This window comes from Janthinobacterium sp. TPC_1 (assembly GCF_056037845.1).
Genome location: NZ_CP195157.1, coordinates 4,530,037 through 4,552,793 on the forward strand (window position 1 = coordinate 4,530,037; position 22,757 = coordinate 4,552,793).

Below are 22,757 nucleotides of genomic sequence, written 5' to 3' on the forward strand. Positions count from 1 at the left end.
ACAAGGGATTGCCGCACAGGCTGGCGGCGGGTGTCAAATCTGCCGACACTGCTTCTTATGGATGAGCCTGTCAGCGCTGTCCTACCCATCTTGTCGAAAGCGTCTGATTGTATGCCTTGCGGAAACACGCGATGATCGTGTTCATGCTGCAACAGTCAACCAATCCGATGGAGTATGCGATGCACAAGCCTGACCAGTCTTTTCACGTGAACAAGCCATTCCTGCTGATCTGCCTGTTCACGTGCTCGACCCTGGCGGCCAGCCTGATGCCCGCAGGCGACGCTGTCGAAGCGGACACGGGTCCGGCGCCGATGGCGCGCGAGGCTGGCCATGCGACACTGCCGGTATGCAGTACCGACGCGCTCAAGTTGTCCGCCCATTGCCAGCCTGGCCGCCAGGCTTGATGCCAGCCTGCAGCCGCTGCTGCGCCCGCGCGTGGCGCGGCCCGTTGCCTGCAGATGGCCGTTGGCGTGCGGAACTTGCCGGGCTTGCCCACCCGGCGCGCCGTTATGCTAAGGTGCGCATTCGTAACGCCGTGCGCGGCAGACAGGAGCAGCAGATGTTTGGCAGAAAAAAGAATCTGGAAGAAGACCACGCCCCCCAGGCCGACAAGCAGTACGAAAAGAAATACACGGATGACAGTTTTCCCTGGGACAAGGTCGTCAAGTTCGCCAGGACGGCGGGGCGCGAAGTCATCGAGAAAGCCCTGTGGCTGTACTACGCGGCGCAGCAGCCGAATACCCCGCTGTGGGCCAAGACGGCCATCTATGGCGCGCTCGGCTATTTCATTTCGCCCATCGATGCGATTCCCGACATCACGCCCGTGGTCGGCTATGCGGACGACCTGGCCGTGCTGGCGGCAGCCGTCGCCACGGTCGCCACCTACATCACGGCCGACGTCAAGGAACGGGCCGCCGACAAACTGCGCGGCTGGTTCGGCGCCTAGCCTTTCTTGGCCGCCGGCGCGCCGCTGCCGCCATGCGCGAGCAGGCGCAGCACGACTTCTTTCTGGAATGAACGAAACTCCTTGTCGGCGCTGACGTTGGCGAAGGCCAGCACGGCCGTCTTGCTGGCGCGGTCGACGCAGACGACGGACGCGGCGCCCGGGTCGCCGCCGCTGTGCGTGGCCAGCGGCTTGCCGTCGACGACGTCGCGCAGCAGCCACACGAGGGCCTGGCGCACGGACGAGTCGGCGGGCACGACGGGAGCCGCTTGCGGGGCAAAAAACAATTGCAGGGTGGCATCTTGCAGGTAGCGGTGGCCATCGACCCGGCCGCCATTGCTGAAAATGGCCAGGAAACGGGCAAAGTCATGCGCCGAGCTGCGCAGCAGGCCTGCAGGCCAGTCCGGGTAGCCGACGGGCGGCAGCACTTGCAGGCCCGGCTCCTTGTGCGCATACGGCTGGGCCACGACGGCGCGCCGCGGCAAGCCGGCCAGGCTCCACGCCGTGTTGTCCATGCCCAGCGGCTCGAACAGGTGCTCGTGCGCAAAGGCGTCGAGGCCATCGGGGTTCAAGCGGCCCACCAGATAGCCGAGCAGGGCGATGCCGACATTGCTGTAGCGCCATTCCGTGCCGGGCCGGGCCGCAAACGACACATCCGCGTCATACCAGGCGCCGCCGCGCGACAGATAGCCCTTGACGAAGTCGCGCAGCGGCAAACGCGGGTCGCCCTGCACGGCAAATGCTGTCGTTTTGTCGTACACGGCGTCGGAAATGCCCGAGGTGTGGCTGAGCAAGTGCCGAAAGGTGATGGGCACGTCGGGAAACTTCGGATGCATGAGCGGGAAGTCCAGGTAGGCCGCCACCTTGTCGTCGAGCTGGAAGGCGCCCTGTTCCAGCAGCATCATGACGGCCGTGGCCGTGACGAGCTTGCTGACGGAGGCGATATGGAACACCGTGTTGGCGTCGGCCTTCTTGCCGGCCTCGATGTCGGCCCAGCCATAGCCGCGCGCGAAGATGGTCTGTTCGCCGCGCACCACGGCCACGCTCATGCCCGGCGTTTCCGTGCGGGCCAGGCCATCGCGCATGAAGCCGTCAAATTCCGTTTCCCACGCCAGCCTGGCCGGATCGGTGGCGCAACCCGTCTGCAGCAGGGCCAGTGAGACGCCCAGTCCCAGCACGCTTCTTCGTTTCATTGATTCTTTCTTTAGCCATTTTTAATTATCTTAACAATATTTCCGCCCGCCATAGGGGCGATTGACAAAACATTGCTCTGTAGCAATGACAAAGGAGGCAAGCGGCGCTCATTTGCACCTGTTATTTGCGCCAGTAGCGTTCCAGCAGCGGCTTGACCGTCAGGCCGTGCGCGACGATGGAGACGATGACGACGACGAGGGTGATGTCGGCCAGTTCGCGCGCCAGGCCGCGCGGCAAGCCATGCGCGATCGCATAGCCGAGGTAATACAGCGAGCCGATGCCGCGCACGCCAAACCAGGCGGCCAGCCCGCGCAGGCGCACGCTGGTGCCCGAGGCCAGCAAGCCGAGCATCACGCTGGCCGGACGCGCCACCAGCAGCAGGAACAGCGCCACGCTCCATGCCTGCCAGCTCCAGGCGGCGGCCGTGACGGTGCCGCCCAACAACAGCACCAGCGTCAGTTCGGACAGGCGTTCCAGGTGTTCCTTGAAGACGAGGGATTCGCCGCTGACGGTCAGCGTCACCTCGCCGTCGTGCGGCCTGGCGGCGGACACGGCATGCGTTTCCTCCGCCTGCAGCAAGCCGTGCCGGTCTTTCGGCGCACCGGCCAGGCGCAATTCCGTCTGGCGCAAGGCGACGCCGGCAAAGAACACGGCCAAAAAGCCCCACGCGTGCAGCCAGGTAGTCACGCCGTAGACGAAGGCGATCAGGCCCAGGGCCGCCAGGTCGTCCAGCATGGCGTGTTTCGGCTCCTTGGCGCGCAGCTGCCAGCCCAGCCATGCCAGCAGCGCGCCGCCGGCCACGCCCAGGGCGATGGCGCCCGCGCTGGCCCAGCATAAATCGCGCCACAGCCATGTGGCGCCATGCGGCCCCAGCTCATGCAGGCCCAGCAAGCCCAGGCCCAGCATGACGAAAGGAAAGCCGCTGCCATCGTTCATGCCCGCCTCGCTGGTCAGCATGAAGCGCAATTGTTCGCTGTCGCCCGCATGGCGCAGCTGCACGTCGGTGGCCAGCACGGGTCGGTGGGCGCGAGGATGGCGCCCAGCAGCACGCCCGCGCCCAGGGGCAGGCCCAGCACCAGGCACGCAAAGGCCGCCACCAGGGCCACGGAAATGGCCATCGACAGCCACGCCAGGCGCAGCGACGGCATCCAGCGTGCCAGGCTGAACGGCACGGGCATCTTGACGCCTGCGGAAAACAGGGAGATGAGGACGGCGATTTCCGTCAGGGTTTCCAGCAGGGGCGCCTGCTGCAGCAGGTCGAACGAGAACAGGCCGAGGAACATCGGCCCCAGCAGCAGGCCCACGCCCAGGTAAGCCATGGCCGAAGTCAAGGGCAGGCGCGCGATGCCGTCGGCGCCCAGGCCGCGCGCCAGCATCAGGCAACCGATGAGGATGAACCAGGCGGTGGTGTTCATGTGCCCCATTGTAGCGGCGCATGGGCCGGGGCAGCGCGCCGCAGCTTGTTTTACGCCTTGTGCAGCGACAGCGTATCGTTTTGCGCCTGCATGGTGTGCAGCTCGATCGGGTCGTGCGTGGAGCGCAGGCGCGGCAGGCTGTGCGGATAATTGCTCGTGATAAAGGCCAGCATCTGCTCGCGCACGAGGCAGCGCAATTCAAACGCCGTGCCTGAATCCACTGCGCTGATGAGGAAGCGCACGCGCACGGCCCGCTCGTTCGAATCCGTCGCCTGCACCGTGCAGACGCGGCCATCCCATTGCTTGGCCCCTTCGCAGATGCGCGTCAGTTCCGCGCGCAGCGGCTCGATCGGGACGCTGAAATCGAGCCACAGGAACACCGTGCCCAGGATGTCCGAGGAGGTATGCGTCCAGTTCTCGAACGGATTTTCGATAAACCATTGCAGCGGGACGATCAGCCTGCGCTCGTCCCACACGCGCACGACCACATACGTGCCCTTGATTTCCTCGACCGTGCCCCATTCGCCATTGACGATCAGCACGTCGTCGATGCGAATGGGTTGAGAAAACGCAATTTGCAGCCCTGCAATGAAATTGCCGAGCACGGGGCGGGCGGCGATACCGGCCACCAGGCCCGCCACGCCGGCCGAGGCCAGCAGGCTGGCGCCGATCTGCCGCGCGCCGGGCAAGGTCAGCAGCACGAAGGACACGCCCAGGAGGACGACGATGGCATGCGCGCTGCGCGTGAGCACGCGGGCCTGGGTGATCCGGCGCCGCGCGCGCAGGTTGTCGGCCGCGTCGACGGGGTTGATTTCGGAAATCGTGATGGACAGCGCCTGAATGCATTGCATGGCCAGCCAGGTCAGCGCGATGATCAGCGCCACGCTGGCCAGGTGCGACATGGCGACCAGGCCCGGCGTATCGTCGGGCGCGCTGGCCAGCACCATGCGCAGGCCGAAGACGATCAGGCACAGCTGGCTGGCGCGGAAGGCCACGCGCGCCACGTTGCTGGCCAGTGCGTGGCCCTGGGCCAATCTTTTCAGCAAGCCGATGCCGGCCCGGTGCACGCCGATGGCGACGAGGGTGACGAGCAGGGGGGAAACGAGCACGGTCAGCGCCGAGCGCAGCGGGCCTCCCATCAGCGAGTGAAACGTGCTGAGATCCATAGGCGAAAACTCCTTATTGATAAGTGAAATGGATGTCGGAAGCGGCTATTTTACGGGCAGATGACGTCGCGGGGGCGTGCGTTGCCGTACGGATAAGACTTGTATCAAGGTGGATACTGGAAGAAATTGCTGCGCTGCGCCATGCCACGTTGACGTTTCAATACGGAAAGCAAGCGGGCGTCGCCGCATTGGAAACATAGTCATACTTGCCATGCTTTTTGTTTTTGCAAAGGAAACCGATGATAGTACGATCACTGCGAATGTCCTTGCGCTTCATCCTGCCGCTGGCCCTCATGCTGGGGCTGTTTGCCTATATCGTTGTGCCCCTGTTGGACAATATTACCCTGCGCTGGTATGTGCGCGACCTCGACAGCCGGGCCGAATTGCTCGCTGGAACCCTCCGCCCCTCGCTCACCGAATACCTGCCCGCGCAGGATGCCACGCGCATCAGTGAACTGTTCCAGGGCGCCACGCGCGACGAACGGCTGATCGCCATCGGCTTTTGCGACAACGCAGGCCACTTGCTGTACCAGTCCGCGCAATACCCGGCCTCCATCGGCTGCTGGAGCACGCCTGACACGGGCGGCTTGTATAAATCCCTGGCGCAATTGCCGCAAGGCCAGGTCCACCTGAGTGAAACGCCCGTCATGCAGGACGCTTCCCAGCTGGGCCGTCTGGTGCTGGTGCAGGACATGAGCTTTGTCGAGCGCCGCAATACGGATACCAAGCGTTTTATTTTTGCCTTCCTGGCCGTGCTGGCCGTGCTGATTTCCCTGATGACCGTGTTCGTCGCCCACCTGAGCTGGCGCGGCTGGTTGTCGGCCGTCAAGGAGATCTTGCGGGGCGAGTTGCTGCCGAAAAGCAATGGTGCAGTGGCCGCCGCCACGGCGCCCGCCGCCGCGCTCGCGCCGCCGCCGGAAATGCAGCAGACGCTGATCGGCGACTTGCGCGAATTGCTGCAGGAATACCATCTGGAACGCCAGGGCGATAACGGCTGGTCGTCCGACTGGACGCCGGACAAGCTGCGCGCCTTGCTGGAAGCGGACTTGCAGGGCGACCAGGTACTCGTCGTGTCGAACCGCGAACCGTATATCCACACCAAAACAGAAAGCGGAATTGCCGTGCAGCGCCCCGCCAGCGGCCTGGTGACGGCCGTGGAAGCGGTGATGCGCGCGTGTTCCGGCACGTGGATCGCGCATGGCGCCGGTTCCGCCGACCGCGAGACGGTGGATAAATTCGACCACGTGCCCGTGCCGCCCGACAATCCCAGCTATACCTTGCGCCGCGTGTGGCTGACGGAAGAGGAAGAGCAGGGCTACTATTATGGCTTTGCCAATGAAGGCATGTGGCCGCTGTGCCATATCGCCCACGTGCGCCCCGTGTTCCGCTCATCCGACTGGGAACAGTACGTCAAAGTCAACCGCCGCTTTGCCGACGCCGTGATCGCCGAGGCGAAGACGGACAATCCCGTCGTGCTGGTGCAGGACTATCACTTTGCCTTGCTGCCGCGCATGGTGCGCGAAGCCTTGCCGAAGGCGACCATTATTACTTTCTGGCATATACCCTGGCCGAACTCGGAATCGTTCGGCATTTGCCCTTGGCGCGAGGAAATCCTCGACGGCTTGCTGGGCAGCACGATCCTCGGTTTCCATACGCCGTTCCACCGCAAGAATTTTCTCGAAACGGTGGACCGCTACCTGGAAACCCGCATCGAGCCGGAGGCATCGACCATTTCGTATGGCGGCGAGATGACGCAGGTCGAGGATTACCCGATCTCGATCGCCTGGCCCGAGGACGACCCGGCGCAGCCCGACGTGGCCGCGTGCCGGGCACAGATCCGTGCCGAACTGGGCGTGGCGCCCGACCACTTGCTGGGCATCGGCGTGGACCGCCTCGATTACACGAAAGGCATCGTCGAGCGCTTCCAGGGTCGAGCGCATGTTCGAATTGCAGCCCGGCATGGTCGGCAATTTCACTTTCGTGCAGATCGCCGCCCCCAGCCGCGCTTCGCTTGACGAATATCAAAGTTTTGACGCCAGGGTGCGCAAGATGGTCGAGCGCATCAACCGCCGTTTCGGCAGCGGCGACTACGTGCCCATCCTGCTGAAAGCCGAGCACCATGGACAGGACGATCTGCAGCGCTATTTCCGCGCCTCGGAAGTGTGCATGGTGACAAGCTTGCATGACGGCATGAATCTGGTGGCCAAGGAATTCATCGCCGCGCGCGACGACGAGCTGGGCGTGCTGGTGCTGTCGCAATTCACGGGCGCGGCGCGCGAACTGCATGAGGCGCTGATCATCAACCCGTACCACATCGAGCAGGGCGCCGATGCCCTGTACCGTGGCCTCGTGATGCCGCCCGTGGAACAGCGCGAGCGCATGAAGAGCATGCGGGCCCGCGTGAAACATTTCAATGTCTACCGCTGGGCCGGGCGCATGCTGCTGGACGCCGCCCGCTTGCGCCAGCGCGACAAGGTCATGACCAAGATCGACGCCCACAGCCGCATCAAGCGGCGCAAGGGGATGTGATGGCCGATCTCCGTGACGATAGCGCCGCCCTGTTGCAGCTGCTGAGTGCGCCCGGCACAGCCGTCTTCCTCGACTTCGACGGCACCCTGGTCGACCTGGCGCCCACGCCCGACGGCGTGCGCGTGGCGCCCGGCGTCATCGAAGCGCTGGCGCTGCTGGCCAAGCGCCATGGCGGCGCGCTGGCCCTCATTTCCGGTCGTCCCGTGGCGCAGATCGACGCCATGCTGGCGCCCCTGGTCTTGCCTGTTGCCGGCGTGCATGGCGTGGAGCGGCGCGGCGCCGATGGCCAGTTTCACGTGGCGGCCACGCCCGATGTCTCTCCCGTGCTGGCGCGCGCGCAGGCGCTGGCCTCCGTCCACCCCGGTTTGCTGGTGGAGCAGAAGCGGGGTGCCGTGGCCCTGCATTACCGCCTGGCGCCCGAGCTAGAACCGTTATGCCTGCAGGAAATGACCGCCGCCGTGCAAGCGTGCCCGGGGGTATTGCTCTTGCATGGCAAAATGGTCGTGGAAGCCAAGCCGGCCGCCACCGACAAGGGCGGCGCCATTGCCGCCTTCCTGCAGGAAAGCCCGTTTGCCGGCCGCCGGCCCGTGTTCGCGGGCGACGACACCACCGACGAGGCAGGCTTTGCCTTTGTACAACAAGCAGGCGGGCAGGGCGTCAAAGTGGGCAGCGGCCCCAGCGCCGCCACCTTGCGCCTGGCCAGCCCCGGCGCCTTGCGCGCCGCGCTGCTGGCCGCTGCCGTATCCCCGACATCGAAGGAGTAGCCCATGACGACATCGCATGACACCCCCGCCAGCCAACCGCACGCGCAAGCGTCCCTGAACTGCGGCGTGGTGGGCAATTGCGCCTTCAACGCCCTGATCGACCAGGCCGGGCAGGTCGTCTGGTCTTGCCTGCCCCGATTCGACGGCGATCCCGTCTTCAACCGCTTGCTGGACGACACGGAAAACGGCAGCGTGTGGAGCATCGACATCGAGAACTTCGCGCGCAGCGAGCAATTCTACGAGCCAAACACGGCCGTGCTGCGCACGCGGCTGTACGACACGCAGGGGCGCGGCGTGGAAATCACGGATTTCGCGCCCCGATTCCTCAGCCGTGACCGCATGTTCCGCCCGCTGATGCTGATCCGCCGCGTCCGGCCGCTCGACCATGCCGTGCGCATCCGCGTGCGTCTGCGCCCCCGCTACGACTGGGGCCGGCTGGCGCCGCAGATCACGCAGGGCAGCCACCACATCCGCTACGTGGGACCGGAACAGACCTTGCGCCTGAACACCGATGTGTCGCTCAACTATGTACTGAGCGAAACGTATTTCGTGCTGGGTGGCACGGCCAACTTCCTGCTGGGCCCCGATGAAACCCTGGCCGGCGGCATCGACGAGACGGCGCGCATCTTCGAAAAGGAAAACCATCAACTACTGGCGCACCTACACGCGCCGCCTGGCCGTGCCGCTGGAATGGCAGGACGTGGTCATCCGCGCGGCCATCACATTAAAACTGTCTTTATATGAAGACACGGGCGCCATCATCGCCGCCATGACCACCAGCATCCCCGAAGCGCCGGGCAGCAGCCGCAACTGGGATTACCGCTATTGCTGGCTGCGCGACGCCTTCTTCGTCGTGCGGGCATTGAACAGCCTGTCCGAGGTGGGCACGATGGAAGAATATCTGCGCTGGCTGACGAATATCGTCGCCCGCTCGAAAGGCGGCCACATCCAGCCCCTGTACGGCATCGGCCTGGAAGAGCAGTTGCCCGAATCTATACTCGACCACTTGCCCGGCTACCGGGGCAACGGCCCCGTGCGCGTGGGCAACCAGGCGCAGGAACACTTCCAGCACGATGTCTACGGCAACATTGTATTAGGGGCGGCACAGGCCTTCCTCGACCACCGATTGTTCCACCGCGCCGGCAAGGCCGAGTTTGCCGCGCTGGAAGCCGTGGGCGACCAGGCATTCCGGCTGCATGCGGAGCCGGACGCGGGCATGTGGGAGCTGCGCACGCGCGCCAGGGTCCACACCTCGTCCATGCTGATGAGCTGGGCCGCCTGCGACCGCCTGGCCAAGGTCGCGCACAAGCTGGGCTTGCCGGACCGCGCCGACCACTGGAACAGCCGCGCCGTGCTGATCCGAGAAAGATTACTGCGCGAAGCGTGGAGCGAGGAGCGCCAGGCCTTCGCGGAAAGCCTGGGCGGGCGCGACCTCGACGCCTCCGTCCTGCTGATGGCGGAAGTCAACTTCATCGACCCCATGGATCCCCGTTTCATCGCCACCGTCGACGCGCTGGAAGCATCCTTGTGCGACGGCCCCTACATGCGCCGCTACGAAGCGCCCGACGACTTCGGCAAACCGGAAACGGCTTTTAATATTTGCACCTTCTGGCGCATCGACGCCCTGGCGCGCATCGGCAGGAAAGACGAAGCGCGCAAAATCTTCGAAACCATGCTGCTGGCACGCAACCACCTGGGCCTGCTGTCGGAAGACACGCACCCCGTGACGGGAGAGATGTGGGGGAACTTTCCGCAGACTTATTCGATGGTGGGGTTGATCAATTGCGCGGTCAGGTTGTCGGCGCCTTGGGATAGTGCTATTTAAGTGCGGGCCTGGATCGCGGGCCTGAGAAAATGTCCATGGCTGCGTTGCTTGGGCTTGCCGTACATTCGTACTGTCTGCGCCCGCGCGCCTTGCCCTGGGCATTTTTCAGGCCCGCTGGGCCCGGGGTGCCCGGGTTGGAGACTCGGGCCTTGGGTTGTTTTTCCATTGTTTAAATGTTAAGTCAGAGTTTTGGTAAAGCTGGCTCCCTGCGCCCATACAACCTGCACTCCGCCGCCAGCGCCAGCAGATTCGGGTCGCGCTCGCGGCTGCTCTGCATCAGCAGGGTGATTTGCTGGTGCGAGCCGTAGCGCGCGTCGAGGGGCAGCAGTTCGATGCGCGAGCTGAAGGCGCGCACGCGGCCGGGCAGCAGGCTGTAGCCGATGCCGCCGCTCACTAAGTTGATCAGGGAGAAGATGTCGCCCACGCGCATGGCCGTGTCGGGCACGAATCCCGCCAGTTCAAACGCGTGGCTGAAGCTTTGCGAGGTGACGAAACCCTCGCTGAGCGTGACGAATTTGTCGTTGCGCAACTGTTGCAAGTCCACGGAAGCGGCCCCTGCATAGGGCGAACCGAGCGGCGCGGCCAGGAAGATGTCGTCCTGGAACAGGGGCACGGCCACCAGCCCCGCATGCTGTTCGTCTTCCTGCACGCCGATGATGATGGCGTCCAGGCGGCCGTCGGCCAGGCTTTGCAGCAGGTCGCGGTTCGAGCCCAGTGTCAGGTCGATGTCCAGGCCCGGTCGGCGCAGCTTCAGGGCGATCACCAGCTGCGGGATGCAGTGCAGGGTCAGTGAGTACAGCGAGCCGATCTTCAGCCGCACGGGGTTGATGCCCGACATTTCGCGCACCTTGCGCACGCCTTCCTCGCATTCGGCCAGCGCGCGCCGCGCCGATTCGGCAAAGGTGTAGGCCGCATGCAAGGGGATCAGGCTGCGCCCCTCGCGCTTGAACAGGGGGCAGCGCAAGCCGTCTTCCAGCGAGTGCAGGGCGCGGTGCACGCTGACCGTGCTCTGGCCCAGCGCATCGGCCACCCGCGCCAGGTTGTTCAATTCCATAAAGCTGAGAAACACTTCCAGCTTTTTCAGGGTAATTTCTTCGTTGATGGCCATGACTAGCCTCTTTCAAGGGAGTTCATTAACTTCAAGGTAATGAACATGCTAGCAGATTGATTGTCGCGCTGGCGCTTTCGTTCTATCGTCTGGATTCGATAGCTCATTCCGGAGGCATGATGTCAACCGCCACAGCAGCGCCAGCGCAGCGGCAAAAACAATGGGACACGCGGCGCACCGAGAAACGCCGACGCCTCTCGCCGCCGTGCGCCAGTACGCCAGCGGCCCCGTGCTGCAACCGGGCGACATGGTCGCCGTGCTCGAAGCGCTGCTTGCGCCGGGCGACCGCGTCGTTCTTGAAGGCAATAACCAGAAGCAGGCCGATTTCCTCGCCCGCATGTTGACCCAGGTCAACCCCGACAAGATCCACCATCTGCACCTGATCATGCCCAGCGTCAGCCTGCCCGAGCACCTGGACCTGTTCGAACGGGGCATCGCCCGCAAGCTCGATTTTTCGTTCGCCGGCACGCAAAGCCTGCGCATCGCCCAGTTCCTGCAGGATGGCTTGCTCGAAGTGGGCGCCATCCACACGTATATCGAACTGTATGCGCGCCTGTTCGTCGACCTGACGCCCAACGTCGTCATGGTGGCCGGCTACATGGCCGACCGCCAGGGCAATCTGTACACGGGCCCCAGCACGGAGGACACGCCTACGCTGGTGGAATCGGCCGCCTTCCGCGACGGCATCGTCATCGCCCAGGTCAACCAGATCGTCGACGACGTCAGCGACTTGCCCCGGGTCGACGTGCCCGGCTCGTGGATCGATTTCGTGGTGCAGTCCGACAAGCCGTTCTTCATCGAACCGCTGTTCACCCGCGATCCGCGCGTGATCAAGCCCGTGCACGTGCTGATGGCCATGATGGCGATCCGCGGCGTGTATGAAAAACACCAGGTGCAGTCGCTGAACCACGGCATCGGCTTCAATACGGCCGCCATCGAGTTGATTCTGCCCACGTATGGCGAGCAGCTGGGCTTGAAGGGCAAGATTTGCCGCAACTGGGTGCTCAACCCCCATCCCACCCTGATCCCCGCCATCGAGACGGGCTGGGTCGAGAGCGTGCACTGCTTCGGTGCGGAACTGGGCATGGAAGGCTATGCGGCCGCCCGGCCCGACGTCTTCTTCACGGGCCGCGACGGTTCCATGCGCTCGAACCGCGCCCTGTGCCAGCTGGCTGGCCAGTACGCGGTCGACCTGTTCATCGGCGCGACTTTGCAGATGGATGGCCTGGGCAACTCCTCGACCGTCACGAACGGCCGCCTGGCCGGTTTCGGCGGCGCGCCCAATATGGGCCACGACCCGCACGGCCGGCGCCACCCGACGCCAGCCTGGCTGGACCTGATCGAGACGGACGACCCGCTGGCGCGCGGCAAGAAGCTGGTGGTGCAGATGGTCGAGACGTTCCAGGACGGCGGCCAGCCGACCATCGTCGAATCGCTCGACGCCGTGGCCGTGGGCCAGGCCAGCGGCATGCCGCTGGCGCCCGTGATGATCTATGGCGACGACGTCACCCATGTGCTGACGGAAGAGGGCATCGCCTACCTGTACAAGGCCCGTTCGCTCGACGAGCGCAAGGCCATGCTGGCGGCCGTCGCTGGCGTGACGCCCATCGGCCTGCGCCACGACCCGAAGACGACGGCGAAATTGCGCGCCGGCGGCCTGATCGCGCTGCCCGAGGATATCGGCGTGCAGCGCGGCGCGGCGAACCGCTCGCTGCTGGCCGCGAAAAGCATCGCCGACCTGGTCGAATGGTCGGACGGCCTGTATCAACCCCCCGCCAAATTCAGGAGCTGGTAATGAGCACAATGATGACAATGACGCCGGTGCGGGAACGTTCGGCAGCGCTGGGTCGGCAGGTGCTGCAGGCGCTGCTCGATGAAGTGACCCTGACGCCGAAACCGGGCCTGGTCGATTTGCGCAGCCGCGGCGCCCACACGGACTTGAACTGGGCCCTGATGTGCCACTCGGCCTGCGTGCTGCAGCCCGTATTTGCCGCCATGGCCCAAGCGGCTTGGGACAGCGACGATGACGACCTGCTGCGCCAGCGCATCGGCGCCCTCGGCCGCGACGGCGAGGCGCTGATGCTGGCAGCCACGGGCGGCGTGAACACGCACCGGGGCGCCATCTGGGCCCTGGGCCTCCTGGTGACGGCGGCGGCGCAGCAGGGCGCGCGCGGAGCGTCGCTGGCCTCGCTGGCGCCGCTGGCCGTGGCGGGCGGCGCGGGCCGGCGCGCTGGCCCGTTTGCACGACCGGGGCGCGCCTGCCGTCACCGGCAACAAGGGCGAGCTGGCGTGCCGCCAGTACCACGTCGATGGCGCGCGGGGCCAGGCCCGCGCCGGTTTTCCCCTCGTGACGGGGGCGGGTCTGGCGCAGCTGCACGCCTCGCGGGCGCGCGGCGACAACGAGACGACGGCGCGCCTGAATGCGCTGCTGGCGATTATCAGCCGGCTGGACGACACCTGCGTGCTGTCGCGCGGCGGCGAGACGGCCTTGCTGGCACTGCAGGCAGGGGCGGCGCGGGTGCTGGCGGCCGGCGGCGCGGCCACGGCAGATGGCGCCAAGGCACTGCTGGCGCTGGAAGCGGTGGCGTTGGCGCGCGGCGTGTCGCCGGGCGGCGCGGCGGACTTGCTGGCGGCGACCCTGTTCCTGGACAGATTACAAGAAGGAGAAGCGCATGGAAACGCGTGACTATACATTCCCCCGCCGGGGCGGCCGGCATCGGGGCGCGCGCTGGCCGGCGTCGTCGGTTCGGGCGACCTGGAAGTGCTGCTGCAGCCCGGCGAAGATGGCGTGACCCGCATCGTCGTCAACACCTCCGTCGACGGCAAGGGCGCCGTATGGGATGCGCTTTTGCTGCGCGTGTTCGGCGGCGAGCCGCTGCCGGCGGCGACCATCGTCATCAACGACTGCGGCGCCACGCCGGGCGTGGTGCGTATGCGCATCGAGCAGGCTTATGAAGAATTGCAAGCTGGGAGGGCGGCATGAGCACATTACAACAACTGCTGGAGCGCGACAGCTTCATCGAACGGGGCGCGCGTAGTCGTGCCAAAGCCCTGCTGGATGCGGGCAGCATGCGCGAACTGCTCGACCCATTTTGCGGCATCGCGTCGCCGTGGCTGCCGCAGCAAGGCGTCACGGCGCAGGCGGACGACGGCGTGGTGGTGGCCAAGGGCCTGTTCGACGGCCAGCCGGCCGTGGTGCTGGCCATCGAAGGCGCCTACCAGGGCGGCAGCATGGGCGAAGTGGGCGGCGCGAAGATCGCCGGCGCGCTGGAACTGGCGGCGCGCGACAACCGCCAGGGCGTGCCGACGCGCGCCGTGATCCTGTTCGAGACGGGCGGCGTCCGGCTGCAGGAAGCCAACCTGGGCCTCGCTGCTATCGCCGACATCCATGCCGCCATCGTCGACCTGCGCCGCTACCAGCCCGTGATCGGCATCACGGCCGGCACCGTCGGCTGCTACGGCGGCATGTCGATTGCGGCAGGCCTGTGCAGCTATGTTGTCGTGACGCGCGAGGCGCGACTGGGTCTCAATGGCCCCGCCGTGATCGAGCAGGAGGCGGGCGTGGACGAATTCGACTCGCGCAACAAGCCATTTATATGGAGCCTGACGGGCGGCGAACAGCGCTTTCACAGCGGCCTGGCCGACGCCTATGTGGCGGACGACACGGCGCAGATGCGCGCCACGGTGGCCGAACTGTTCGCGCGCGGCGTGCCGGAGCGGCATCGCAGCAGCCAGGCCGACGGTTTTCTCGCCCGCCTGGCGCAAGTGGACGCCGGGCCGCAAGCCACGCCGGACGCCGTGCGTTTGATCTACAGCAAAGGAGCCGCAGCATGAACGCCATCACCCATTCCAGCCGCGGCGCCGCCTGGCTGGCGGCACTCACGAATAACACTGCGCCGCTGGAAGGCTATCCGCTTTCCGTGCGCGTAGCCGACGCGCCGCTGGCCGGCGAGCCTGCGCGCTATCTGGCCGTGCTCCCGGACCCGGACAACCGTTTTACGCGCGCCCGCACCGGTGAAATCGGCCTGGTCGAGGCGTGGCAGCTGGCGCGCGCCGTGCAGCAGGCAGTCCTCGAAGACCAGGCGCTGGCCGTGAAACGTCCTATCGTCGCCGTCATCGACGTGGCCAGCCAGGCGTATGGCCGGCGCGAAGAAGCCTACGGCATCCACCAGGCGCTGGCCGGCGCGGCGGGGGCCTATGCCGAGCGCGCGCCTGGCCGGCCATCCCGTGATCGGCCTGATCGTCGGCAAGGCCATGTCGGGCGCGTTCCTCGCGCATGGCTACCAGGCCAACCGCCTGATTGCGCTCGACGATCCGCAAGTGATGGTGCACGCGATGGGCAAGGCATCGGCCGCGCGCATCACCCTGCGCACGGTGGCAGCGCTCGAAGCGCTGGCCGCGACGATTCCACCGATGGCTTATGACATCGCCAATTACGCGACCCTGGGCCTGCTGTGGCAAACCTTGCGGGTGGCGCAGCCGGACGCGCCGTCGGAGCTTGATCTGGCGCAGGTGCGCGCCAGCCTGCAGGCGGCGTTGCATGATATCCGCGCCGACCCGGAACGGGGTCTGGCCAGCCGCCTGGGCGCGCCGCACCGCCAGGCGTCGGCAAAAGTCAGGGAGGTGCTGGGGCAGCAGTGGTAAGTGAAATAACAGAGAAGACAGCAAGTCATTCCTATTCCAATAACGGAGACAATCATGATCATTTACGGAACCGCATTGCTGGCGCTATGCCATTTGCTCGGCATCTTCCTGGGCGACCTGCTCGGGCAGCTGATGGGCGTCAAGACGAACGTGGGCGGCGTGGGCATCGCCATGCTGCTGCTGATCTGCGCCCGGCTCTACATGCAGCGCCGATCCTGGCTGCCGCAGATGACGGAACGGGGCGTCGAATACTGGGGCGCAATGTATATTCCCGTGGTGGTGGCGATGGCGGCGCAGCAGGACGTGGTCGCGGCGCTGCGCGGCGGCCCGGTGGCCGTGCTGGCCGCCATCGCTTCCGTGGTCGTCTGCGGCGCCGTCATTTCGCTCATCAATCGCACGGAAAGCCCGGCCGCCATCGCCGCCGCCGAAGCAGATTTGATGCTGGTCAAGGAGCACCGTCATGCTTGAACTCTTTGATAAAGCCGCCATCCACAATGGCCTGGTGACGGCGTTCGCCTTTGTCGGCCTGATCATGCTGCTGTCGATGGCGCTGTCGAAATACCTGACCTTCGGCCGCGTGCACGGTTCAGCCATTGCCATCGTGATCGGCCTGGGGCTCGCTTACTGGGGCGGCGTGCATAGCGGCGGCCACAAGGGTCTGGCCGATTTGTCGCTGTTCGGCGGTATCGGCCTGATGGGCGGCGCCATGCTGCGCGACTTCGCCATCGTCGCCACCGCCTTCGAAGTGCAGGCGACCGAGGCGCGCAAGGCGGGCCTGATCGGCCTGGCGGCCCTGGTGCTGGGCGTGGTGCTGCCGTTTCTCGTCGGCGCCGGCGTGGCTTATGCGTTTGGCTATTCGGATGCCGTCAGCATGACCACCATCGGCGCCGGCGCCGTCACCTACATCGTCGGCCCCGTCACGGGTGCGGCCATCGGCGCCAGTTCGGACGTCATGGCGCTGAGCATTGCGGCGGGCCTCATCAAGGCCATCCTGGTGATGGTGGGCACGCCCGTCGCGGCGCGCTTCCTGCGCCTGAAGACGCCCCGTTCGGCGATGGTCTTCGGCGGCCTGGCCGGCACCGTCAGCGGCGTGTCGGCGGGCCTGGCCGCCACTGACCGCAAACTGGTGCCGTATGGCGCCCTGGTCGCCACTTTTCACACGGGCCTGGGCTGTCTGCTGGGGCCTTCGCTGCTGTTCTTTGCCGTCAAGGCGGTGGTGGCCTGATGGAAGCCTGGCGCGCGCATGATTTGCTGTGGGTGTCTGGCTTGCCGGACGGTGCATCGTTGCCCGCCTGGCTTGATGCCGCGTGGCTGGCCGCTGCGCCGCTGGTGGTGCGGCGCGCCAGCACCTCGCCAGGGCGCATCCCCGTCGGTGCGCGCGGCATGCTGCGCAGCGAGCGGCACGCGTGCGAAGTGGAGGCTGCCGCCGTCGTGCGCCGCGTGACGCCGGAAACGGTGGCGAGAATGCCGCTGCCTGATCTTTCCTGCGCCGCGCTGGACGCATTGCGGCTGGTGGCGCCGCTGCTCGACGCCACGGGCTGGGCCTGGGGGCCGACGGGCGGCGTGGGCTTTGCCCTGGCCAGCGGCTTGCCCGTGCTGCGCCCGGACAGCGACCTCGATCTCGTGCTGCGCCTTGCCGCGCCGCCGGACGCCGCCCAGGCCGAGGCCCTGCGCGCCATCGCCGCCAACGTCACGGTGTGCCGGCTGGACCTGCAGATCGACACGGGCCATGGCGGTTTTGCGTATGCCGAGTGGGCGGCGGGGCGCGGCAGGGTGCTGCTGAAGACGGACCACGGTCCCGTGCTGACGGCCACGCCGTGGGAGCCAGCATGAGCGTATTGTTTACCTTTCCCGGCCAGGGCGCCCAATACCCGGGCATGCTGCACGCGTTGCCCGGCGACGCGGCGGTGGCCGATACCCTGGCCGAAGCGGCTGAAGTGCTGGGCCACGATCCCTTGACACTGGACGCGGCGGCCGCGCTGGCGTCGACGCGGGCCGTGCAACTGTGCTTGCTGATCGCGGGCGTGGCCATGGCGCGCTCCCTGGCGGCGCGCGGGGGCGGCCCGATATGGTGGCCGGTTTTTCCATCGGCGAGTATGCGGCTGCCGTCGTCGCGGGCGCGCTCGATTATGCGGACGCCCTGCGCCTGGTGGCGCGGCGCGGACAGTTGATGGAGCAGGCGTATCCCACCGGCTACGGCATGGCGGCCATCGTCGGGCTTGATCTGGCACAACTCGAACCCTTGCTGGCCCGGGTGCACGGCGCGGCCACGCCCGTGTATGTCGCCAACCTGAATGCGCCGCGTCAGATCGCCATCGCCGGCAGCGCACCCGCCTTGGAGGCCGTGATGGCGCTGGCCCTGGCGCACGGCGCCGGCAAGGCCAAGCGCCTGGCCGTCAGCGTGCCGTCGCACTGCCCGCTGCTGGAAGGCGCCGCGCTGGACTTGCGCGCGGCTTTCGACGGCGTGGCCATGCGCCGGCCGTCGCTCGTCTACCTGAGCAGCAGCGCGGCGCGCGCGCTGTTCGACCCGGCCCGCATCCGCGACAGCCTGGCCGCCACATGGCACAGCGCGTGCAGTGGGCCGCTACCGCGCGCCTGGCGTGGGAACGGGGCGCCCGGCTGGCGCTGGAAATGCCGCCCGGCAGCGTGCTGACGCGGCTGACAGCGCCCGACTTCACGGATGGCGTGGCCGTCTGCTGCGACGGCAACCGGGACGACAGCCTGCTGGCGCTGGTGGGGCGGGAGCGCGATAGCGCCGCTTAATCGGCGGCCACTGTCTTTTTATGCGCCTGCAGCCGGCGCGCACGGCGCTTTCTTTCCCATATGACAATGCCCGTCACGGACAGCATGGCAACCATCAGGCCCATGCAGGACATCAGTATGCGCCCTGGCAAGCCGAGGATGCGGCCCGAGTGCAGGGGGAATTGCAGTTGCACGAAGACGTCGGCGGCCGTGCCTTCCCACGGCTTGTGCTGGCCGATGATGCTGCCGTCCATGCCATCGACGTACAGGTTCGACAGGCCCATGCCGGCCGCGCCGAATTCGTCGGCCGGGTCGAAGAACGAGACGTTGTAGAACGAATAATTGCCGCCATAATAAATGCCGCCGATGGGCGCCGTGATGCCGCGCTGCACGGCTTGCTTTTTCGCAATGTATACTGCCTGCTCGAAGCCGATTACGGGCGCGATGTAGCTGCCGTACGGCGCCGGCGTCTGCGTCTCGTACGGTCCAGGCGTGGTGGTCGAGACGAGCGACATGACGGGATAAAACACTTCGCGGTACAGGTTCAGCGAGAACGAGGTGAACGCGACGACGATGATGATGGCCCACACCCACAGGCCGCCCGCGCGGTGCAGGTCGAAATTGAGCTTGTAGCCGCCGGCAGCCCAGCGCAGCACCCACGACGGTTTCCAGCGTTGCCACCAGCTGGCGGCGTCGCGGTGGCGCGGCGCATCAGCCCGTTCGCGCAGGCGCCGCGGCGTGGTCAGGTAAAACGCCACCATGCTGTCGAGCAGCCAGATCAGGGCCACGCTCCCCATCAGCCAATAGCCCCAGCGGTCCGTGCCCCAGAAGGCGGGCACGTGCAGGCTGTAGTGCAGGTGGCGCAAGAACGGCATCAGGCTACGGCGCGACAGGGAAATGGCCGTCGAATCGCGCGTGCCCGTGATCTGCGCCGTGACGGGGTCGATGTAGACGGTGTTGTAGCCGAGCACGAACGGCTTGTTCGTGGCAGGGTCCGTCAACGGGCGCACCATGAAGGCGGCTGCATGGCCTTCTTCCAGACCCAGGGTCATGTAATTGACTGCCGCGCGCGGGTCGGCGGCGGCAACCTTTTGCGCCAGCGCAAACGGCGCATGCAGGGGGCCGCGGCCCGGCGTGTTCATGATGTCGGCATTGAGCCATTCATCGAGTTCATGGTCCCACGAGGTGACGGCGCCCGTCAGGCCCGCGACGATGAGGAAGAGGGCGATGGTGAGACCGGCCCAGCGGTGTATGACAGTCCAGAAAGCGCGCATGCGGTACAAACCTTCAACAAAAACCGGCTTGTTGCCGCCAGCGGGCGCCATGGCGGCGCACAGGAAAACGCCAGGCACACGCCTGGTAGTTTGATAATGGGAATCGTTCTCATTATCCGCCTGGGCGCGGCGTTTGTCCAGCGCCAATGGTGTTGCCCAAGGTCAAATCGCGCATGCTAAGATGCTAGCAAGATGCTAATTTGAGTTCCATGTGGCAATACTCAGGACGAACATGCGTATAGAAGACCGTAATAATATCCGCGTGAGCGAACGCAGCGGTGCGCAGCAGGCGGGCGCGGCAGCCACCATGGTATTCATGCATGGCTTTGGCTGCGACCAGACCATGTGGCGCTACCTGGAGCCGCTGTTCCGCCCGTACTACCGCACCGTGCTGTTCGACCTGGTCGGCAGCGGCGCATCCGACCTGGGCGCCTACGATTTCGATCGCTACGCGCGGCTCGACGCGCATGGCGCTGATTTGCGCCAGGTTATCCATGCCGTCGGCGGCGGCCCCGTCATTTGCGTGGGCCATTCCGTCAGCGCCATGAGCGCCTTGCTGGCCACCATCGCCGAGCCGGAGCTGTTCGCCGCGCAAGTCATGCTGGCGCCGTCGCCATGCTATGTCGACGATGCGGCGGCCGGTTACCGGGGCGGCTTCAGCCGTGCCGATATCGACGACTTGCTCGATGCCATGGACAGCAATTACCTGGGCTGGTCCGCCGGCATGGCGCCTGCCATCATGGGCGCCCCCGGCCAGCCGGCGCTGGGACAGGATCTGGTGAACAGCTTTTGCCGCACGGACCCCGTCATTGCCCGGCATTTCGCGCAAGCCACTTTTCTGTCCGACCACCGCGCCGTCTTGCCGCACAACCGCACGCCGGCCCTGATCGTGCAATGCAGCGACGATTTCATCGCGCCGCCGGCCGTGGGCGTGTATTTGCGTGAAATGTTGCCGCACAGCAGCCTGCACGTGCTCGAGAACGTGGGCCATTGCCCGCACATGAGCGTGCCCGATGCCAGCTACCGCGCCATCCGTCAGTTTCTCGACGGCCTGCACCTGTAATGCGCGACGCCATGTCCACGCCTTCCTTGCCCGATGCCCATACCCTGTTCCAGCATGCGGCCTGCGGCTTGCTGCTGTGCGCGGCCGACGGCACCATCGTGCAGGCGAACGCCACCTTTTGCGGCTGGCTCGGCTATGGCGCCGGGGAATTGCTCGGGAAAAAGAAACTGCAGGACTTGCTGACCATCGGCGGGCGCGTGTTCCACCAGACGCACTGGCTGCCGCTGATGCAGGTGCAGGGCAGCGTGTCGGAAGTGCTGCTCGACATGCGCCAGCGCCAGGGGCAAGCGATACCCATGCTGTTCAACGCCGTGCGGCGCGTGCATGACGGCGTGCCCTACGACGAAATCGCCGTGTTTGTCGCCAGCGACCGCCGCAAATACGAGCAGCAGTTGCAGCTGGCGCGCAAGGAAGCAGGCGAGCTCAACGATCAGCTGGCGGCCGCCGACCGGCGCAAGGACGAATTCCTGGCCACCCTGGCCTGGCGCACGAGCTGCGCAACCCGCTGGCGCCGATCCGCAATGTGCTGGAAGTGCTGCGCCTGGCGCAGCTGGATGACCCGCAGCTGTGCTGGGCCCGCGACGTGCTGGGCCGGCAAGTGGGGCACATGACGCACCTGGTCGACGACTTGATGGAAGTGTCGCGCATCACGCGGGGGCGCATGGAGTTGCGCCGCGCCAGCGTGGAACTGGCGCCCGTGGTGGAAGCGGCCCTGCACAGCGTGGCGGAGCTGGCGGCGCAGTCGGGCCACGAGGTGCACGTGGAGCAATGGCCGCAGCCGATCTGGCTCGACGCCGACGCCACGCGCCTGGCGCAAATGATCGCCAACCTGCTGACCAACGCCGTCAAATACACGCCCGCCAACGGCGTCATCGGACTGGACGTGGCCTGCACGGAAAATGAGGTGCGCATCAGCGTGCGCGATTCGGGCATCGGCATCGCGCCCGAGCATCTGGATACCGTGTTCGAGCTGTTTTCTCAGCTGGAACCGGCCCTGTCGCGCGCCCAGGGCGGCCTGGGCATCGGCCTGTCCCTCGTGCGCGGCCTGGCCGAATTGCATGGCGGCAGCATCAGCGCGCACAGCGATGGCGTAGGGAAGGGCAGCACGTTCGAACTGCGCCTGCCGCTGCCGGCCGTGCCGCTGGAACCGGCCGTGCCGCCGGACCGCCGCCTGCTGGCGGGCACGCGCGAGGGCACCGTGCTGGTCATCGACGACAGCGCCGACGCGGCTGAAAGCCTGGCGCTGGCGCTCGACATCCTCGGCTACGAGGTACGCACGGCCTACGATGGCGCGGCAGGCATCGCGGCAGCGCAAAGCTTCATGCCGCAAGTCATCCTGCTCGACATCGGCTTGCCGCACATGAACGGCTACGACGTGGCGCGCCTGTTGCGCAGCGAACCCTGCGGCCAGCACGCCATCCTCGTGGCCGTGACGGGCTGGGGCCAGGACAAGGACCGCCAACTGGCGTCCGACGCGGGGCTTTGATCTGCACCTGACCAAGCCCGTGGATTTTTATGAGCTCGATGCGGTGCTGCAAAAGATGCTGCAAACGCGTTGAGTTGCCGTGGGGCCAGTCGGTTCCATGCTGCCCCCATTGCCTGAGCCTGTTTTTCTTCCCCCACATCTCTTTCCGTCGGTATATCTCTATTGTTTGTGCTAAATCAAACACGAAGTTCCAATATTCAATATATAAGAAATTTCATTTAAAAATTAAATGTTATTAATGGATAGATTCTAAATATTATTAAAAATAATTTGACTTAAAAAAATAGATAAAATATTCTCTCTTCGTGGTTGCGGTAATGAAGATCAAAAAATCCCATTGATCATCAGATGCATGATCTTATCGATAGATTTGGTGATTTATTGATATATTTCGTGTATTTTTAATTGATATATTTTGCGTATTTTTATGCGCCAGTGATGGAATCCGTTTGCGCCGATGGCGCTGCCGGTAATTTGACTGGATCTTCATTATTTCATCGCGCAAAGGATAGCTGTAATGTTTAATTCCATTCCAAAGAGGGGCAAAACCATGGCAACAATTAATGTGCTGGTAGCGGTCAATGTTGGTCAGGCAGTGGCACAA

19 protein-coding genes and 5 pseudogenes are annotated in these 22,757 nt (G+C 65.6%); 18 read left to right on the top strand and 6 right to left on the bottom strand.

Features of this window, described 5'->3' with window-relative positions:
- The first annotated feature begins 143 nt into the window (after positions 1-143).
- A complete protein-coding gene (locus ACQVLG_RS22065) occupies positions 144-404 on the top strand; it encodes a hypothetical protein (RefSeq protein WP_230538206.1) in 261 nt (86 codons plus the stop codon).
- A 155-nt stretch (positions 405-559) separates the two neighbouring features.
- The gene (locus tag ACQVLG_RS22070) at positions 560-946 is read left to right on the top strand and encodes a YkvA family protein (protein WP_474291006.1); all 387 of its coding nucleotides are present in this window, start codon (positions 560-562) and stop codon (positions 944-946) included.
- Here the strand turns inward: ACQVLG_RS22070 and ACQVLG_RS22075 are convergent.
- The 4 genes from ACQVLG_RS22075 to ACQVLG_RS22090 all read right to left on the bottom strand — a co-directional run bounded on the left by ACQVLG_RS22075 (position 943) and on the right by ACQVLG_RS22090 (position 4,718).
- Complete coding sequence (locus ACQVLG_RS22075) at positions 943-2,136, bottom strand: serine hydrolase domain-containing protein (RefSeq protein WP_474291007.1); 1,194 nt, start codon at positions 2,134-2,136, stop codon at positions 943-945. The genes ACQVLG_RS22070 and ACQVLG_RS22075 overlap by 4 nt on opposite strands.
- 121 nt (positions 2,137-2,257) lie before the next feature.
- Positions 2,258-3,151 (bottom strand): cation:proton antiporter domain-containing protein, encoded by an 894-nt coding sequence (locus ACQVLG_RS22080; RefSeq protein ID WP_474291008.1) that lies wholly within the window; start codon positions 3,149-3,151, stop codon positions 2,258-2,260.
- Positions 3,088-3,552, bottom strand: coding sequence for a cation:proton antiporter domain-containing protein (locus tag ACQVLG_RS22085; protein WP_474291009.1), 465 nt, complete (start codon positions 3,550-3,552; stop codon positions 3,088-3,090). The genes ACQVLG_RS22080 and ACQVLG_RS22085 overlap by 64 nt, the downstream gene beginning before the upstream one ends.
- 50 nt (positions 3,553-3,602) lie before the next feature.
- Positions 3,603-4,718, bottom strand: a complete 1,116-nt coding sequence (locus ACQVLG_RS22090; RefSeq protein ID WP_474291010.1) for a mechanosensitive ion channel family protein — start codon at positions 4,716-4,718, stop codon at positions 3,603-3,605.
- A 260-nt stretch (positions 4,719-4,978) separates the two neighbouring features.
- Here ACQVLG_RS22090 and ACQVLG_RS22095 point away from each other — a divergent pair, with 260 nt between their 5' ends.
- The 4 genes and pseudogenes from ACQVLG_RS22095 (at position 4,979) to ACQVLG_RS22110 (ending at position 9,836) form a co-directional block, all read left to right on the top strand.
- The gene (locus ACQVLG_RS22095) at positions 4,979-6,733 is read left to right on the top strand and encodes an alpha,alpha-trehalose-phosphate synthase (UDP-forming) (RefSeq protein WP_474291011.1); all 1,755 of its coding nucleotides are present in this window, start codon (positions 4,979-4,981) and stop codon (positions 6,731-6,733) included.
- Positions 6,657-7,247, top strand: a complete 591-nt coding sequence (locus ACQVLG_RS22100) for a trehalose-6-phosphate synthase (protein ID WP_474291012.1) — start codon at positions 6,657-6,659, stop codon at positions 7,245-7,247. The genes ACQVLG_RS22095 and ACQVLG_RS22100 overlap by 77 nt, the downstream gene beginning before the upstream one ends.
- Positions 7,247-8,011 (top strand): trehalose-phosphatase, encoded by a 765-nt coding sequence (otsB, locus tag ACQVLG_RS22105; protein WP_474291013.1) that lies wholly within the window; start codon positions 7,247-7,249, stop codon positions 8,009-8,011. The genes ACQVLG_RS22100 and otsB overlap by 1 nt, the downstream gene beginning before the upstream one ends.
- A gap of 3 nt (positions 8,012-8,014) precedes the next feature.
- Positions 8,015-9,836 (top strand): annotated as a pseudogene (locus ACQVLG_RS22110) (glycoside hydrolase family 15 protein).
- 181 nt (positions 9,837-10,017) lie between these two features.
- On the opposite strand, the gene ACQVLG_RS22115 reads toward ACQVLG_RS22110, so the two are convergent.
- Positions 10,018-10,944 (bottom strand): LysR family transcriptional regulator, encoded by a 927-nt coding sequence (locus tag ACQVLG_RS22115; RefSeq protein ID WP_474291014.1) that lies wholly within the window; start codon positions 10,942-10,944, stop codon positions 10,018-10,020.
- Between the two features lie 116 nt (positions 10,945-11,060).
- Between ACQVLG_RS22115 and mdcA the strand changes: the two are divergent.
- From mdcA to mdcH, 9 genes and pseudogenes are all read left to right on the top strand, one after another.
- Positions 11,061-12,739: pseudogene (mdcA, locus tag ACQVLG_RS22120) on the top strand (malonate decarboxylase subunit alpha).
- Positions 12,739-13,630: pseudogene (locus tag ACQVLG_RS22125) on the top strand (triphosphoribosyl-dephospho-CoA synthase). Before mdcA ends, ACQVLG_RS22125 begins: the two co-directional pseudogenes overlap by 1 nt.
- Before the next feature lie 6 nt (positions 13,631-13,636).
- On the top strand, positions 13,637-13,927 hold the full coding sequence (gene mdcC / locus ACQVLG_RS22130) for a malonate decarboxylase acyl carrier protein (RefSeq protein ID WP_474295758.1): 291 nt from the start codon (positions 13,637-13,639) through the stop codon (positions 13,925-13,927).
- Positions 13,924-14,778 (top strand): biotin-independent malonate decarboxylase subunit beta, encoded by an 855-nt coding sequence (locus tag ACQVLG_RS22135; protein WP_474291015.1) that lies wholly within the window; start codon positions 13,924-13,926, stop codon positions 14,776-14,778. The genes mdcC and ACQVLG_RS22135 overlap by 4 nt, the downstream gene beginning before the upstream one ends.
- A pseudogene (gene mdcE / locus ACQVLG_RS22140) lies at positions 14,775-15,588 on the top strand (biotin-independent malonate decarboxylase subunit gamma). The gene ACQVLG_RS22135 and the pseudogene mdcE overlap by 4 nt, the downstream one beginning before the upstream one ends.
- A 54-nt stretch (positions 15,589-15,642) precedes the next feature.
- On the top strand, positions 15,643-16,056 hold the full coding sequence (madL, locus tag ACQVLG_RS22145) for a malonate transporter subunit MadL (RefSeq protein WP_474291016.1): 414 nt from the start codon (positions 15,643-15,645) through the stop codon (positions 16,054-16,056).
- Entirely contained in the window at positions 16,049-16,813 is a 765-nt protein-coding gene (gene madM / locus ACQVLG_RS22150) for a malonate transporter subunit MadM (protein WP_474291017.1), read from the top strand. Before madL ends, madM begins: the two co-directional genes overlap by 8 nt.
- Entirely contained in the window at positions 16,813-17,421 is a 609-nt protein-coding gene (locus tag ACQVLG_RS22155) for a malonate decarboxylase holo-ACP synthase (protein ID WP_474291018.1), read from the top strand. Before madM ends, ACQVLG_RS22155 begins: the two co-directional genes overlap by 1 nt.
- Positions 17,418-18,351: pseudogene (gene mdcH / locus ACQVLG_RS22160) on the top strand (malonate decarboxylase subunit epsilon). Before ACQVLG_RS22155 ends, mdcH begins: the two are co-directional and overlap by 4 nt.
- Here mdcH and ACQVLG_RS22165 read toward each other — a convergent pair.
- On the bottom strand, positions 18,348-19,604 hold the full coding sequence (locus tag ACQVLG_RS22165; RefSeq protein WP_474295760.1) for a PepSY-associated TM helix domain-containing protein: 1,257 nt from the start codon (positions 19,602-19,604) through the stop codon (positions 18,348-18,350). The pseudogene mdcH and the gene ACQVLG_RS22165 sit on opposite strands and share 4 nt — an antisense overlap.
- Positions 19,605-19,836: 232 nt before the next feature.
- On the opposite strand from ACQVLG_RS22165, the gene ACQVLG_RS22170 reads away from it, so the two are divergent.
- From ACQVLG_RS22170 to ACQVLG_RS22180, 3 genes are read left to right on the top strand one after another with little or no spacing between them, the layout of a single operon-like run.
- Positions 19,837-20,667, top strand: a complete 831-nt coding sequence (locus ACQVLG_RS22170) for an alpha/beta fold hydrolase (RefSeq protein ID WP_474291019.1) — start codon at positions 19,837-19,839, stop codon at positions 20,665-20,667.
- An 11-nt stretch (positions 20,668-20,678) separates the two neighbouring features.
- Positions 20,679-21,278, top strand: coding sequence for a PAS domain-containing protein (locus ACQVLG_RS22175; protein ID WP_474291020.1), 600 nt, complete (start codon positions 20,679-20,681; stop codon positions 21,276-21,278).
- Positions 21,191-22,153, top strand: coding sequence for an ATP-binding response regulator (locus ACQVLG_RS22180; RefSeq protein WP_474291021.1), 963 nt, complete (start codon positions 21,191-21,193; stop codon positions 22,151-22,153). Before ACQVLG_RS22175 ends, ACQVLG_RS22180 begins: the two co-directional genes overlap by 88 nt.
- Positions 22,154-22,757: the final 604 nt, after the last annotated feature.

What these genes read in the sequence shown, in the direction of transcription:
- otsB (WP_474291013.1), top strand. Translation starts at nt 7,247, where the DNA reads ATGGCCGATCTCCGTGACGATAGCGCCGCCCTGTTGCAGCTGCTGAGT.
- ACQVLG_RS22090 (WP_474291010.1), bottom strand. Translation starts at nt 4,718, where the DNA reads ATGGATCTCAGCACGTTTCACTCGCTGATGGGAGGCCCGCTGCGCTCG.
- ACQVLG_RS22115 (WP_474291014.1), bottom strand. Translation starts at nt 10,944, where the DNA reads ATGGCCATCAACGAAGAAATTACCCTGAAAAAGCTGGAAGTGTTTCTC.
- ACQVLG_RS22155 (WP_474291018.1), top strand. Translation starts at nt 16,813, where the DNA reads ATGGAAGCCTGGCGCGCGCATGATTTGCTGTGGGTGTCTGGCTTGCCG.
- ACQVLG_RS22135 (WP_474291015.1), top strand. Translation starts at nt 13,924, where the DNA reads ATGAGCACATTACAACAACTGCTGGAGCGCGACAGCTTCATCGAACGG.
- madL (WP_474291016.1), top strand. Translation starts at nt 15,643, where the DNA reads ATGATCATTTACGGAACCGCATTGCTGGCGCTATGCCATTTGCTCGGC.
- ACQVLG_RS22170 (WP_474291019.1), top strand. Translation starts at nt 19,837, where the DNA reads ATGCGTATAGAAGACCGTAATAATATCCGCGTGAGCGAACGCAGCGGT.
- ACQVLG_RS22085 (WP_474291009.1), bottom strand. Translation starts at nt 3,552, where the DNA reads ATGAACACCACCGCCTGGTTCATCCTCATCGGTTGCCTGATGCTGGCG.
- madM (WP_474291017.1), top strand. Translation starts at nt 16,049, where the DNA reads ATGCTTGAACTCTTTGATAAAGCCGCCATCCACAATGGCCTGGTGACG.
- ACQVLG_RS22100 (WP_474291012.1), top strand. Translation starts at nt 6,657, where the DNA reads ATGTTCGAATTGCAGCCCGGCATGGTCGGCAATTTCACTTTCGTGCAG.
- ACQVLG_RS22095 (WP_474291011.1), top strand. Translation starts at nt 4,979, where the DNA reads ATGTCCTTGCGCTTCATCCTGCCGCTGGCCCTCATGCTGGGGCTGTTT.
- ACQVLG_RS22175 (WP_474291020.1), top strand. Translation starts at nt 20,679, where the DNA reads ATGTCCACGCCTTCCTTGCCCGATGCCCATACCCTGTTCCAGCATGCG.
- ACQVLG_RS22165 (WP_474295760.1), bottom strand. Translation starts at nt 19,604, where the DNA reads ATGCGCGCTTTCTGGACTGTCATACACCGCTGGGCCGGTCTCACCATC.
- ACQVLG_RS22065 (WP_230538206.1), top strand. Translation starts at nt 144, where the DNA reads ATGCTGCAACAGTCAACCAATCCGATGGAGTATGCGATGCACAAGCCT.
- ACQVLG_RS22075 (WP_474291007.1), bottom strand. Translation starts at nt 2,136, where the DNA reads ATGAAACGAAGAAGCGTGCTGGGACTGGGCGTCTCACTGGCCCTGCTG.
- ACQVLG_RS22070 (WP_474291006.1), top strand. Translation starts at nt 560, where the DNA reads ATGTTTGGCAGAAAAAAGAATCTGGAAGAAGACCACGCCCCCCAGGCC.